Genomic DNA, 14,308 nt, shown 5'->3' with positions numbered 1-14,308 from the left:
TTTTCGATGCTAAGCGGTAATACAGTTGTAAAGGATAAAGATAATAAAATGGCTATAAAAAAACATTTGGTAGTTTCAAGTTTATTGGGTGCAAGTTTTGCAGCCCTAGGCCAAAACTCCTTTATTGTTGAAGATTTAAAAGTTGAAGGGTTGCAACGTGTTGCACTTGGTGCCGCATTAACGCATATTCCTATTAACGTGGGCGACAATGTTGATGAATACACAATTTCAAAAACAATTAAGTCACTTTATCGCTCTGGTCACTTTGACAATATAAAAGCGTTGCGTGATGGCAATAACGTAATTTTTAAAGTAACTGAACGTCCAACAATTAGCTTTATTGAATTTGAAGGCAATAAAGACATTAAAGATGAGCAGTTAAACCAGTCGCTTGATCAACAAGATATTCGTCAAGGCGAGCCGCTGGACAAAACGGTTATCGATAATATTGAAAAAGGTTTAGTTGAGTTTTTCCACAGTATTGGTAAATACAATGCAAAAGTGGACATTAGCATCACTAAGCTGCCACGTAATCGGGTTAAACTGAGACTCGAGTTTGATGAGGGCGATGCTGCCTCTATTCGTCAAATCAACTTAGTTGGTAATGAACTTTTTTCAAACGAAGAGTTATTACAGCTTGCTGAGTCGCAACAAGATTTGCCTTGGTGGCAGTTTATGGGTAGCGATCGCTATCAAAAACAAACCATCGAAGGCGATTTAGAAAAAATTCGTAGCTTTTATTTAGACCGTGGCTATTTACGCTTCAATATTGATTCGACTCAAGTGTCAGTCAGTCCTGAGCGTGAATCGGTTTATGTAACGGCAAATATTACCGAAGGCGTAAAGTACAAGGTAAAAGGCTTTGATTTTATCGGTGATTTACTCGGCCGAGAAGAACTAATCAAAAGTGTTATCCCGCTTCGCACCGGAGAGCTTTATAACGGCTCAGTGGTAACTTCTTCAGAAGAGTTTATAAAAAGTTACTTAGCTCGTTTTGGATATGCTAACGCTGAAGTACGCACCATTCCAGAAATTGATGATGAAAACCAAGAGGTACAACTGACTTTATCGGTTGACCCTGGTAAACGTGTTTATGTACGTCGAATCATTGTAGGTGGTAACCAAAATACAGCTGATGAAGTACTGCGGCGTGAAATGACACAGCTTGAAGGGGCATGGTTATCTAACCAAAACTTAGAGCGTTCTAAATTGCAAATTCAACGCTTACCTTATATGGAATCGGTTGACTTTAATGTAGTGCCTGTTCCGGGTGTTGATGATCAAGTTGACGTTGACTTTACTGTTAAAGAGCAATCTGCAGGTAGTTTTAACGCCGGTCTTGCTTATGGTTCATACTTAGGTCTGCAATTTAATATTGGTGTAACCGAATCTAACTTTTTAGGTACGGGTAATCAAATTGGTTTTAACATTAATACCTCGCGTGGTTCTGAACGCGTTAGTGTGTCATACACAGACCCTTACTTTACGCCAGATGGTGTATCGCAAGGTAGCAGTATTTTTTATAGTAATTACGACGCTAGCCAGTTTAGCTTGATTGACTATAAGTCAAAGAGTTATGGTCTTGGAACTAACATTGGTTTTCCAATTGATGCTATAAACCGTATTAACTTTGGAGCTCGTTGGATAGAAGAAGAGCTATCTGATATTGCAGAATATGAGCAAACACGTGTACTACGTGAAACTTTCCTAGACCCAGAGAACCCAGATGCGGGCTTTGAGTTTACCAAGTATGAGTTAAGTGTGGGTTGGTCGCGTGTAACGGTTAACCGTGGTTTATTCCCAACAGCAGGCTCAAGACAAACATTAAACCTAACAGCAACAACGCCGAATTCAGATTTAAAATACTTTAAATTAAATTACGATTCACGTTTCTACTGGCCGATTTCAAACGACCATCGTTGGGTGTTCTCAACGCGTGCGGCATTAGGTTACGGTAATGGTTATGGCTCTACTAATGGGTATGAGCAGACGCTTCCATTCCAAGAGTATTTCCGTATTACAGAAATGGAACTACGTGGCTTTGATAGAAATACTATCTTACCGCGTGCAGTATCACGAGTACCACAATCTATACCAGGCACGCCATCAGGTGATGGTACAACCACAGGTAATATTGGTGGAGCATCGGAGTTTGATGTATTGAGAACTCAAGGCCGTATAGGTGGTAACGCGAAGGCGGTTGCAGGTATGGAACTTATTGTTCCTACACCGTTCTTAGATGAAGAAAATACCAGTTCGGTACGTACTAGTTTCTTTGTTGATGCTGCCAACGTTTGGGATACCGAGTTTAACGTTGATCGTTATCAAAACTTAGGTATTGATGAGCGTGCAAAATTAGATGATTATTCAGACCCAATGCGCTTTAGGGTTGCAACCGGTTTATCATTACAATGGATCTCACCTATGGGTCCTATGCTGATCAGCTTTGCGTATCCGTTGCAAAAAGAAGAAGATGACGATACCAAGACCATCAGTTTTAATATTAGTAACACTTTCTAAAGGAGTTTTTTGTGAAAAAATTATTCAAATCAACAGCAGTTGCAGTTCTAGCTACACTTATGATGGGTACATCAGTTAATGCTTTTGCTCATAAAGTGGGTATTGTAGATATGCAAGAAATCTACAAGCAGCTTCCACAAATGGCTAAAATCGAACAGTCTTTACAAACTGAATTTGCTGAGCGTCGTCAAGAGCTTGAAAAGTTACAGGGCGATATTCGCTTTGAAGCTGAAAAGTTTAAGCGTGAAAGCACCACAATGAGTCAAGATCAAAAAGACGCATTACGTGATAAAATCCAGGGTATGCAAAAAAACCTTGCTGAAAAGGGCCGTCCATTAGAGCAAGAAATTAAAGCACGTCAAAATCAAGAGTTGGCTAAAGTTCAGACTTTAATCATTGAAACTATCCAAGAGATTGCTAAAAAAGGTGATTTTGACGAAGTTAAAGTAAAAGACACAACTATTTACTTCAACCCTAAAGAAGTAACTGATCTTTCTGAAAAAGTAGTAACAGCTGTAAGTAAGAAATAATTAATCTATGCAAAATTATACGCTTTCGCAAATTGCGGAACTTCTAGGTGCCGAGCTTCAAGGTGATGGCGCTTTAGAAATTAAAAAAATAGCGACACTTGCAAATGCCCATACTGGGCATATTGCATTTTTAGCGAACAAGAAATATCGATCTCAGCTTGAGACAACAAAGGCCAGCGCAGTAATACTTAGCCCTGACGATGCGCCTTACTTTTCAGGCAATAAAATCATCGTTGCCAATCCTTATGTTTGTTATGCCAAACTCGCTCAGTTTATGGATACTACACCACGTAGTGCAAATAGCGGTATACACCCGAGTGCGGTAATACATGCCAGTGCACAAGTGAGCAAAAGTGCAGCCATTGGTGCTAATGTTGTAATTGAAGCTGATGCTGTAATTGGTGATAACGCACAAATTGGTCCGAACAGTTTTATTGGTGAACGTGCTAAAATAGGCTCAGGCACCAAACTTTGGCCAAGTGTGAGCATTTATCATGATGTTGAGATTGGCGCAGATTGTTTATTGCAAGCTAATACGGTCATTGGTAGTGATGGCTTTGGCTATGCAAATGAACGTGGTCAGTGGCTTAAAATTCCACAATTAGGCTCTGTGATCATTGGCGATAAAGTAGAAATTGGCGCAAGTACCACGATAGATCGTGGTGCGCTTGATGATACTATTATCCACAGTAACGTTATTATTGATAACCAGTGTCAAATAGCACACAACGTTGAAGTTAACTCAGGCACTGCTATTGCCGGTTGTACTGTACTTGCAGGCAGTGTCACCATAGGTAAAAATTGCCAGATTGGCGGCATGAGCGCAATTAACGGTCACATGTCTGTGTGTGATGGTGTTATAATTACTGGCATGAGTATGGTGACCAAATCAATCAACGAACCAGGTATCTACTCATCTGGTATGCCTCATACGACTAACAAAGAATGGCGAAAATCAATTGCTCATTTGCGCAACCTTTCAGACATGAAATCACGTCTAAAAGCGCTTGAAGCATTGAACAAGTCATGAACGTTGAACACTAATAAGGATGCTATTTTGGCAAACGAATTAAATAGCCTTGATATTCAAGAAATTTTAAGTTTATTACCGCACCGTTACCCGATGCTACTAATTGATCGTGTAATCGATTTCACCCCAGGTGAATCGTTGCATGCAATTAAAAATGTATCGATTAATGAACCTATTTTCACTGGCCATTTCCCAAATCAGCCGATTTTTCCTGGTGTGCTAATATTAGAGTCAATGGCGCAAGCAACGGGTCTATTAGGGTTTAAAACGGTTGAAAATCGCAGCGAAAACGAACTTTACCTATTTGCAGCCGTAGACAATGCCCGTTTTAAGCAGCCGGTTGTACCAGGTGATACCATGCATCTTCATGTTAAGTTTTTAAAAGAGCGTCGTAACATATGGAAATTTGCGGCTGAAGCTAAAGTTGACGGCAAAACAGTGTGTAGCGCCGAAATCATGTGTGCTAGAAGAGAGTTTTAATTGTGATCCATGCTACGGCAATAATCGAACCGGGTGCAAAACTTGGTAACAATGTGTCAGTTGGACCATACAGTTACATCGGTAATGATGTTGTTATTGGTGATGACTGTATAATTGAGTCTCACGTTGTTGTTAAAGGGCCTGCTACCATTGGCTCTGGTAACCATATTTTTCAGTTTGCTTCTGTAGGCGAAGCCTGCCAAGACAAAAAATATAACAACGAGCCAACCAGCTTAATTATTGGCGACAATAATGTTATTCGCGAGTGTGCGACTATTCACCGCGGCACAATCCAAGATGAGGGCGTCACTAAAATAGGCAGCAATAATCTATTTATGGCTTACACTCATGTTGCGCATGATGCTGTTGTTGGTGATAACGTTATTTTTGCAAATAATGCCAGTGTAGCGGGTCACGTTCATGTTGGTGATTGGGTGATTTTAGCGGGCAACTCCGGTGTGCATCAATTTTGTAAAATTGGTGCGCATGCATTTGTTGGTATGTATTCGGGGGTAAATAAAGACGTGCCTCCATTCGTTACTACCATAGGTATGCCAGCAGGCCCTGCGGCAATCAATACTGAAGGCATGAAACGCCGTGGTTTTGAAAGTGATGAAATCATGGCAGTACGCCGCGCTTATAAAGCGTTTTACCGCAAGAGCTTAGGTGTTGATGAAGCGATTGAATTACTTGCTGAAGATGCTGCAAAGTTTCCAGCAGTGCAACTGATGATTGATTTCGTTAAAAGTTCTGAACGCGGTATTGTGCGTTAACAAATAGTACTTTTAACAGATTTAAAAAACCACCGTTGAGTAATCAAGGTGGTTTTTTATTAGCTGATTAATAATTCAGTCTCTACTCAGCCTTGTCCTATTACACTTCCTACACATTTCCCTATAAAGTATAAAGAATGAAACTGATAAAGTTAGTATTGCTTTCAATGCTATTGGTTATTTTAAATGCATGTAGTGCTTTGCCAAGTAATATAAATAATCAACAACGTGATGTTGCAGAGCAAGGTAAAGCATCATTTTATGCTGATAAGTACCACGGCCGAACTACTGCCAGTGGCGAGCGATTTAGCCAACAAGCAGCAACAGCTGCTCACTTAAAACTCCCGTTTGGTACACGGGTAAAAGTTACTAATAGTGCTAATAATAAGTCAGTAGTGGTGAGAATTAATGACAGGGGTCCTTATATTCAGGGGCGAATTATAGATCTATCAAAAGCTATGTTTGAAAAAATAGCCGACTCTAGCGCCGGCGTTATTGATGTATCGGTCACCGTTATTGAGAATAAGTAATACTGCTAAGGGCTAAAAGCGGGTTGTTAACGCCACATAGTCAGGGTGTTCATTGAGCAATTGTTGATGTGAACCTTGAGCGATGATTTGTCCACTATCTAACCAGATAACACTATCCATTTGCGATAACAATGCTGGATCATGAGTAATTGTTAATACACTGGCATGCTCTTTTAGCTGTAAAACACTATTCATAACAGCTTGTTTAGAAATATTATCGAGCCCTTCAGTCGGTTCATCGAGTACTAAAATGGCGGGTTTTTGTAGCAGGGCCTGTGCCAAGGCTATACGTCTTGATTGACCTTGAGACACATTTCGCCCGCCGGTACCTAAACGGGTTTTCAGCCCTTGTTTGAGCTCAGAGAACCAACCACCAAGTTCTGCCTGTGTTAATGCTGCTATCATTTGTTGAGAGGTTGCATCGGGAGCTGCATAAGCAAGGTTTTCGCTTAATGTGCCATCAAAAATATGATGCTGCTGAGCTAAAATATTTAATGTCTTTGCACGACTCTCATTATTTAAATCATGCAGGCTTATGATTTTTTTGTCGCTTTGTAAGTTTATTGTTCCTTGCTGCAGTGGCCATAAACTACTGAGCAAATTCACTAAGGTAGTTTTACCACTGCCGCTTCTACCAACAATAGCCACTTTTTGCTTCGCGGGGAGCTCAAAACTCACATTATTTAATGCCTGCTTTTGGCCATAGTGATAGCTGACATTATTTAATGATAATGCCCAGTGCTTATTTAATAGCTCAATATCTGTGGTTGATACATTATTTGTGCTAAGCGTTTTGTCTTCAAGAATAAAGAGTCGCTCAGCTGCTTTTAGTACATTAGGAAGCTCAATAAAGGCATTAGGCAGTAACAATACGCTTTCAAAACTGGCAAGCACAAACAGGCTCAACATCGCCAGCTCTACATTGACCATAGCACCGCTAAACACTAGCGGCACAATAGTAATAATGCTGGCAAGCATAGCCAATTGCACTATGAGTAAGCTTAAGCCATCAGCGTTGCCAAGAGTCTTATGACGAATAAATAATTGCTGATTATACTGTACACTTAACTGATCACACTTAGTGAGTTGTTGGTTTCGAGCTTGATAAATATTTAGTTCTCTAAGGCCCGTAAGGGTGTCTGATAGCTCTGCTCTAAGTTGTGCACTAAGTAAGGTTTCTTGGTGACTATTTTTATCTAATTGCTTACTCAATATTGCCGGTATAATCACCCCAATAATAATAATGCCAACAAAACAAATAAGGGCGACATTTACATTGTAGGCTGACATAAACAGCATAATAATAGGCACAGTCAGTAAAGCTACTAACATCGGCAGCAACACATTTAAATAAAACTTATCTAATGCGTCTACATCGTTTTGTAAGCGATTAACTAAATCGGCACTGCGGCTCATAGCTAAATCAAGGTTATTGAGCTTGCTGAGAGTGGCGAACATGTTTACTCGTATTTCACTTAACAATAAAAATGTGGCGTTGTGAGTAACTAAGCGTTCAGCGTAACGTGAGGCGGTGCGCACAATCGCTAAAAAGCGGATGGTGCCAGCTGGGGTAAAGTAGTTCATATGGACGCCGGCAATTCCTGCGGCTGCCATAGAAGCTAAAAACCAGCCTGAAATAGCGAGTAAGCCTACATTTGCTAGCACCGTGAGTGACGCTAGAAACGTCCCTAAAAGCATCGCTTTATAATGAGGGCGGCACAATTTGAGCAAACGAATAAAATTAGCCATTAGTTACCCCTTGTTGTGCTGTTTTTAGCAGCTTTGCAAATTCGCCAGGTTGCTGGCTGAGCGCTTTAAAATCGCCGTGTTGAACGATGCAGCCGTTTTCCATAACGATAAGTTGCTTAGCATTTTTTACTGTATTTAAGCGATGTGCGATGGTGATCACCAAGTGGTTTTTTGCATACTCAGCAATTGCGTTTTGAATGAGTTGCTCGGTTTGACTATCTAAATGAGCGGTTGGCTCATCGAGCATTAGAATAGGGGCGTGTTTTAAAAATGCACGAGCTAATGCTATACGCTGTTTTTGCCCGCCAGATAGTCCTTCACCTTGCTCACCTATTAAGGTGTTAAAGCCATCGGGTAGCTCGTTAATAAATTCCAGCGCACCTGCTTGCTCTGCAGCATGTACAAGTGCTTCATATGAAGCGTCTGGGTTACCTAATTTTATGTTGGCGGCTAGGGTGTCGTAAAATAAGGTTGGCTTTTGTGGGATCCATGCAATGTTTTGTTGTAATTGGCTTATATCCGCTGTCGTCAATGGTTGTTGTCCAATGGATATGTGTTGTATTACTTCTGGGTGAAAACCAAGCATGCAATCAAGTAGGGTGCTCTTACCTGAGCCGCTAGCTCCGACAATGGCTACTAGTCCTGTGCTTGGCAGGGTTAAATTAATATTATTTATTCCCTCATTGCTATTAGGGTAACTAAAGTTGAGCTCATGGATGCTTATAGCTCTACTAGCATTAACATTGATCTTTGCTGTGTGGCTATCATCATTTTCGGGCAGTGGTGCATTTAAAATAATCAACATATCTGCAGCAGCACTAATTCCCTGCAGGCGTGCATGGTAATGGCTGCCTAATTGGCGAAGGGGTAAATAAAATTCAGGTGCTAGTAACAGCACTACAAAGCCAGTAGCAAAATCTAGGGTGCCAAAAAATAATCTAAAGCCAATAATTACCGCTACCAGTGCCACACTAATTGTGGCTAAAAATTCCAGAGCAAAAGAGGATAAAAAAGCAATTTTTAACACGTTCAGCGTTGCGTGTCTAAAGTCATCGGAAATACGCGCGATTTGTTTAAGCTCTTTGCGTGTGGCATTAAATAATTTTAGTTGAGTAAGCCCTTGTACGCGATCAAAAAAGTAGTTACCTAACACTGCCAGTTGTTGCCAACGTTTTTGATTAAGTGCCTCGGCTTTGTGGCCAACTAAAATCATAAAAAATGGAATAAGTGGTGCAGTTAATAAAAATATTAATCCTGCTTTGTAATCGGTCGGAAATATAACCACTAATATTGCAATAGGAATAAGCGCACTGTAGGCAACCCCAGGTAAGTACTTTGCATAGTAGTCATGCAGTGCTTCTACGCCATTGTGCAGCGTGTTAAGTGTTGCACCTTGGCCATGTTGCTCTATATAACTTGGGCCGAGTTGTGTGAGTTTATCGAGTAAGGTTTGGCGAATAGCCGATTTAATTTTAAGGGTAGCAAATGCGCTCAAGCGCTCACTTAACGCTAAGAAAATGGCGCGCAGTAAAATAATACCCGCTAAAGGCCATAAATAGTGGGTTACTTGGGCTAAACTATGCCCTTCAAACATCACCTCATGAATGGTTTGCGCGAGTAAGTAAGCTCCTGCAATCATTAAAATCGCATTAACTGTGCCAAGTGCAATGCTTAGCTTTAACCACATTGCCGCCGGTTTACTCTGCTGTTTTAAAAAAGCGCGCAGGGGTTGTTGCTGCGCGCGATTTGGTCGGGGATTAGTCGTCATTGTGATTTGTATTATGCTCGTTTAATAAATCATGGGTGGCTTGTTCATCATCAGCAATGCTGTTTTTATTTTGATGAAATTCATACCACATCACGTTTATAACGCCTAAGGTACAAGCAAGCAGTACACCTAAAATCCACGCGAAATACCACATAATTTAGTCTCCTTAATAACTGCCGTGAGGGTTATTTTCAATTTCATCAACGGTCACTCTGCGCCACATTTTCACATAACACCAGGTGGTGTAGGCTAAAATGAGTGGCACAAATATAACCACAGCAATAAACATAACATTGAGTGTTCTGTGGCTCGATACCGCATCCCAAATTGTTAAGCTAATATCAGGGTTATTGCTTGAAGGCATAATAAACGGAAATAACGATATGCCCGCAGTCATAATCACCCCAATTAACATCACACTGGTTGCTAATAATCCCAAAGCGGGCTTATTCAATTTAGAAAACAGGAGTGCACACAGTGCCATCGCAAATGCCAAAATAGGGAAGGTCATTGTCCATGGACGCTCACTGTAGTTATTAAGCCATGCGCCTTGAGCAGTGGTAACTACTTTAGCCAGTGGATCTGCATGGCCTTGGGTGTCACCCATAGAGGCAATTTGATAGCCCGTTAGGTTGGCAACCCACACACCAGCTGCCGCAAATAACACTATAAAGGCAAGTAATGAGTAGCGACCATATTGTCCTGAGCGCTCAGCAACTTGATCAGCGGTTCGCAGTTGTAACCACATGCCCGCATGTGCCACTAACATAGTAATACTAACCAAGCCGGCAATGAGCGCAAACGGATTAAGTAAAGCAAAAAACGACCCTTGATAACTGACTCTTAATAAATTATCGATATGAAACGGCACGCCTAAAAACAAGTTACCAAACGCGACACCAAATACTAGGGCAGGTATGGCACTGCCGGCGAATAAGCCCCAGTCCCAGTTATTACGCCAGCGTTTAGAGTCAACTTTAGAGCGATAATCAAAGCCAAGAGGCCTAAAAAATAATGCAAATAACACCAGCATCATGGCAAAGTAAAAACCAGAAAACGCTGCCGCATAAACCATAGGCCACGCTGCAAACAAGGCACCGCCTGCAGTAATAAACCATACTTGGTTACCATCCCAGTGGGCACCAATGGTATTAATAACGGTACGCCGTTCACTGTCTGTTTTGCCCACAAAGCGCAGTAACATAGCAACGCCCATGTCCATACCATCGGTAATGGCAAAACCAATTAACAGCACACCAATAATTAACCACCAGAGCATTTTTAATGTTTCATAATCAAAAATCATGATAGTTCTCCTTTAGCAGCCGTGCTGTGATCAGGTAATTCAAAATGGTACTTACCGGTATGAAGGGAGCTTGGGCCTTGCTTAATAAATTTAATCATTAACCATGCTTCAACAATCGCCAATCCAGTATAGAAAACAATAAAACCGGTCAAGCTAATTAAAATATCATTTACCGTCAGCGATGACGTTGCTAAAAAGGTCGGTAATACTTCAGAAATAGCCCATGGCTGGCGGCCATATTCAGCCACAATCCAACCAAATTCAATAGCAATCCAAGGCAGAGGAATGCTCAATACCGCCGCCCACAACAACCAACGTTTTTGTTCAATAATACGATGTGCGTTGTAATAAAAAGAGAGAATAAACACGCCAAGCATAATTACACCACAGCCAACCATAATCCTAAATGACCAAAACATAGGACCCACTTTAGGGAAGGAGTCTTTAACGGCTTGTTGTATTTGTGCCTCACTGGCATCTACCACGTTAGGGGTATAACGTTTCAGTAATAGGCCATAGCCTAAATCATCTTTCACGTTATCAAACTTTTCGATATTTGCAGGGGTATCGTCACCTGCGCGAAGTTTTTCTAGGTATTCATAAGCAATCATGCCATTGCGAATACGCTTCTCGTGTTTTTTCTCAAGATCTGAAATACCAATCACTTGTTCATCAAGTGAGCGCGTTGCAATAATACCTAATGCGTAAGGAATTTTAACCGCAGCATGAGTTACTTGCTCTTCAGAGTCAGGAATACCAAGCATGGTAAAAGCTGCGGGGGCTTCTTCGGTATGCCATTCAGCTTCAATGGTCGCGAGTTTTACTTTTTGTACTTCACCGACTTCGTAGCCAGATTCATCACCGAGTAAAATAACACATAAAATAGAGGCTAAACCAAAGCCTGATGCCACCGAGAACGAACGTTTAGCAAATGCCAAATCACGTCCTTTTAATATGTACCAGCTACTAATCCCAAGCACAAACATAGACGCCGCAACATAACCTGCAGACACAGTATGAATAAACTTAACTTGCGCTACAGGGTTAAATACTAGCTCTGCAAAACTAGTCATTTCCATACGCATGGTTTGATAGTTAAACTCTGCCCCGACTGGGTTTTGCATCCACGCATTAGCAACTAAAATCCATAGCGCAGACATATTTGTGCCCAGCGCCATTAAAAATGTTACCCCTAAATGCTGGCGTTTAGAGAGCCTGTCCCAACCTAAAAAGAACATCCCCACAAAGGTTGACTCTAAAAAGAAGGCCATTAAGCCTTCAATAGCTAGTGGTGCACCAAATACATCACCCACATAATGAGAGTAATACGACCAGTTAGTACCAAACTCAAATTCCATGGTGAGGCCGGTAGCCACACCAATAGCAAAGTTAATACCAAATAACTTGCCCCAAAACTTAGTCATATCACGATAAATCTCGCGACCGGTCATAACATAAACCGATTCCATAATAACTAAAATCCAGGTCATACCGATTGTTAACGGCACAAATAAAAAATGAAATAGAGCGGTGACAGCAAACTGTAATCGCGATAGATCCACAAAGGTTTCATCTATCATTTTTGGCTCCTTTGGTTGTGATGCAGTGACAGCACAAAGCAATTGTTAATGTTTTTTAATAAACTTTCAGTAATTTCTGAAAGTTTGCATCATTATTGGCGTTTGTACAATTTTTGTCAATATGTATATTAGAAAACTTTAATATACTATGACATTACATCAGTCTATAAAATACGCAATCATCAATTAAGAGTAAGCTAGAAAAAAGTGGTGCGTTTTAAGCGTTTAACCTGGCCTTAAAACACGGTAAACTAATCGATATGAACGCCGGGTTTACTTGTGAAAAAATAGCAAATGAAAAAAGATAAAAAACAACTACGAATTGGTATTGTGGCAGGTGAACTGTCGGGCGATATTTTAGGTGAAGGGCTCATAAAAGCGCTTAAAGCGCATTTTCCTGATGCAATCTTTGAAGGTATTGCAGGTCCTAAAATGCAAGCACAAGGCTGCAAAACGCTGTTTGATATGGATGAACTGTCGGTTATGGGGTTGGTTGAAGTCCTTGGCCGTTTACCGCGCTTGCTAAAAATTCGCAAACAACTTGTGCAGCATTTTATTGATAATCCTCCTGATGTGTTTATAGGCATTGACGCGCCCGATTTTAATTTACGTGTAGAAAAACCGTTAAAAGATGCGGGTATTAAAACTGTGCAATACGTTAGCCCTTCAGTATGGGCGTGGCGTGAAAAACGCATTCACACCATAAGTGCAGCCACTAACTTAGTATTGGCTTTATTACCTTTTGAAAAAGAATTTTACGACAAGCACCAAGTACCGTGTACTTTTGTAGGCCACACATTAGCCGACGACATTGCACTTGAGCACGATGATAGCCAAGCCCGCAGCCAATTAGGCTTAAGTGCTGATGACAAGGTGTTAGCGTTATTACCCGGGAGCCGGGGCTCAGAAGTGGGCTTGTTAAGTGAAACTTACATAAAAACAGCGGCTCAGTTGCAAGCACAGAACCCAGCGCTTAAAGTCGTTGTGCCACTGGTGAACGAAAAGCGCAAAGCGCAGTTTATTGCTATTTTAAATGCCACAGCGCCCTCACTTAATGTTAACTTACTAGACGGCCAATCAAATTTAGCCATGCAAGCCGCTGATGCCATATTACTGGCATCAGGTACGGCAACGCTTGAGGGCATGTTATATAAAAAACCAATGGTGGTTGGTTATAAAATTAAACCCATGAGTTATTGGATTTTTAAAATCTTATTTACCTTTAATATTAAATATTTTTCGTTACCTAATTTATTGGCAGACGAAGAATTAGTGCCAGAGTTTTTGCAAAGCGAGTGTAATGTCGCTAATTTAACAGCAGCACTTACCCCTATGCTAAATAGTGACAATAAAGAATTAAAAGCCCGCTTTTTAGCCATACATGAAAAAATTAGATTAGATGCAAGTAAACAAGCTGCAAATGCAGTGGCGGAGTTAATAAATGCAAATTGAACGACCTAATGTAACCCTAATTGCCGGTGTAGATGAAGTGGGTCGTGGACCGCTGGTGGGCGACGTGGTTACTGCCGCTGTTATTTTAAATCCCGCTAAGCCAATCGCAGGCTTGGCCGATTCTAAAAAATTAACGGATAAAAAACGTCAATTATTAGCCACTGAAATAAAAGAAAAAGCACTGTGTTACGCCATTGGCCGTTGTAGCCCCAGTGAAATAGATGAGCTAAATATATTACAAGCCACTATGCTTGCTATGAGCCGCGCAGTGGAAGCACTTAGCACCGTGCCTGAATTTGTGTTTGTAGATGGTAACCGCCTGCCTAAATTAGCTATGCCCGCCCAAGCGGTGGTTAAAGGTGATAGCTTAGTCGCTGAAATATCAGCCGCATCTATTTTAGCAAAAGTGGCTCGTGATGATGAAATGATTGAACTTGATGCGCGCTATCCACAATATGGGTTTGCAGGGCATAAGGGGTATCCGACCAAAGCACACTTTGCAGCGCTTGAGCAATACGGCGCTATAGATGAGCATCGTAAGAGCTTTAAACCGGTGCAGCGTGTGCTTGCGCTTTCGGGTAAGGAGTAAT

The 14,308-nt window shown here is 41.1% G+C and carries 13 protein-coding genes; 8 read left to right on the top strand and 5 right to left on the bottom strand.

Annotated elements, in window-relative coordinates; all coding sequences use genetic code 11:
- Nucleotides 1-48: 48 nt before the first annotated feature.
- From bamA to FLM54_RS10525, 6 genes are all read left to right on the top strand, one after another.
- Complete coding sequence (gene bamA / locus FLM54_RS10550; protein WP_178956350.1) at nt 49-2,520, top strand: outer membrane protein assembly factor BamA; 2,472 nt, start codon at nt 49-51, stop codon at nt 2,518-2,520.
- Between the two features lie 11 nt (nt 2,521-2,531).
- Complete coding sequence (locus FLM54_RS10545) at nt 2,532-3,050, top strand: OmpH family outer membrane protein (RefSeq protein WP_010388129.1); 519 nt, start codon at nt 2,532-2,534, stop codon at nt 3,048-3,050.
- 7 nt (nt 3,051-3,057) lie between these two features.
- Nucleotides 3,058-4,080 (top strand): UDP-3-O-(3-hydroxymyristoyl)glucosamine N-acyltransferase, encoded by a 1,023-nt coding sequence (gene lpxD, locus FLM54_RS10540; RefSeq protein WP_178956349.1) that lies wholly within the window; start codon nt 3,058-3,060, stop codon nt 4,078-4,080.
- A gap of 27 nt (nt 4,081-4,107) precedes the next feature.
- On the top strand, nt 4,108-4,560 hold the full coding sequence (gene fabZ / locus FLM54_RS10535; protein ID WP_008110974.1) for a 3-hydroxyacyl-ACP dehydratase FabZ: 453 nt from the start codon (nt 4,108-4,110) through the stop codon (nt 4,558-4,560).
- A gap of 2 nt (nt 4,561-4,562) precedes the next feature.
- Nucleotides 4,563-5,333, top strand: coding sequence for an acyl-ACP--UDP-N-acetylglucosamine O-acyltransferase (lpxA, locus tag FLM54_RS10530; protein WP_178956348.1), 771 nt, complete (start codon nt 4,563-4,565; stop codon nt 5,331-5,333).
- A gap of 137 nt (nt 5,334-5,470) precedes the next feature.
- Complete coding sequence (locus FLM54_RS10525; protein WP_178956347.1) at nt 5,471-5,863, top strand: septal ring lytic transglycosylase RlpA family protein; 393 nt, start codon at nt 5,471-5,473, stop codon at nt 5,861-5,863.
- Between the two features lie 12 nt (nt 5,864-5,875).
- Here FLM54_RS10525 and cydC read toward each other — a convergent pair whose 3' ends face one another.
- Genes cydC through FLM54_RS10500 form a run of 5 tightly spaced genes read right to left on the bottom strand, consistent with a single transcriptional unit; the run spans nt 5,876 to nt 12,266 of the window.
- On the bottom strand, nt 5,876-7,612 hold the full coding sequence (gene cydC, locus FLM54_RS10520; RefSeq protein WP_178956346.1) for a thiol reductant ABC exporter subunit CydC: 1,737 nt from the start codon (nt 7,610-7,612) through the stop codon (nt 5,876-5,878).
- Nucleotides 7,605-9,380 carry a thiol reductant ABC exporter subunit CydD gene (cydD, locus tag FLM54_RS10515; RefSeq protein ID WP_178956345.1) on the bottom strand — a complete coding sequence of 592 codons (1,776 nt, stop codon included), beginning with the start codon at nt 9,378-9,380 and terminating at the stop codon, nt 7,605-7,607. The genes cydC and cydD overlap by 8 nt, the downstream gene beginning before the upstream one ends.
- Complete coding sequence (gene cydX / locus FLM54_RS10510) at nt 9,370-9,534, bottom strand: cytochrome bd-I oxidase subunit CydX (RefSeq protein ID WP_008110965.1); 165 nt, start codon at nt 9,532-9,534, stop codon at nt 9,370-9,372. The genes cydD and cydX overlap by 11 nt, the downstream gene beginning before the upstream one ends.
- A 12-nt stretch (nt 9,535-9,546) precedes the next feature.
- Complete coding sequence (cydB, locus tag FLM54_RS10505; RefSeq protein ID WP_178956344.1) at nt 9,547-10,686, bottom strand: cytochrome d ubiquinol oxidase subunit II; 1,140 nt, start codon at nt 10,684-10,686, stop codon at nt 9,547-9,549.
- Entirely contained in the window at nt 10,683-12,266 is a 1,584-nt protein-coding gene (locus FLM54_RS10500; protein WP_138570093.1) for a cytochrome ubiquinol oxidase subunit I, read from the bottom strand. The genes cydB and FLM54_RS10500 overlap by 4 nt, the downstream gene beginning before the upstream one ends.
- A gap of 294 nt (nt 12,267-12,560) precedes the next feature.
- Here FLM54_RS10500 and lpxB point away from each other — a divergent pair, with 294 nt between their 5' ends.
- Both lpxB and rnhB read left to right on the top strand, forming a co-directional pair.
- Nucleotides 12,561-13,718 (top strand): lipid-A-disaccharide synthase, encoded by a 1,158-nt coding sequence (gene lpxB / locus FLM54_RS10495; protein WP_178956343.1) that lies wholly within the window; start codon nt 12,561-12,563, stop codon nt 13,716-13,718.
- Nucleotides 13,708-14,307 (top strand): ribonuclease HII, encoded by a 600-nt coding sequence (rnhB, locus tag FLM54_RS10490; RefSeq protein WP_178956342.1) that lies wholly within the window; start codon nt 13,708-13,710, stop codon nt 14,305-14,307. Before lpxB ends, rnhB begins: the two co-directional genes overlap by 11 nt.
- The last annotated feature ends 1 nt before the right edge of the window (nt 14,308 follow it).

This window comes from Pseudoalteromonas sp. Scap25 (genome assembly GCF_013394125.1).
In the GTDB taxonomy this organism is placed as follows: Bacteria; Pseudomonadota; Gammaproteobacteria; order Enterobacterales; family Alteromonadaceae; genus Pseudoalteromonas.
Note: the sequence above shows the minus strand (reverse complement) of the source record. Positions and strands in the feature narration are given on the sequence as shown.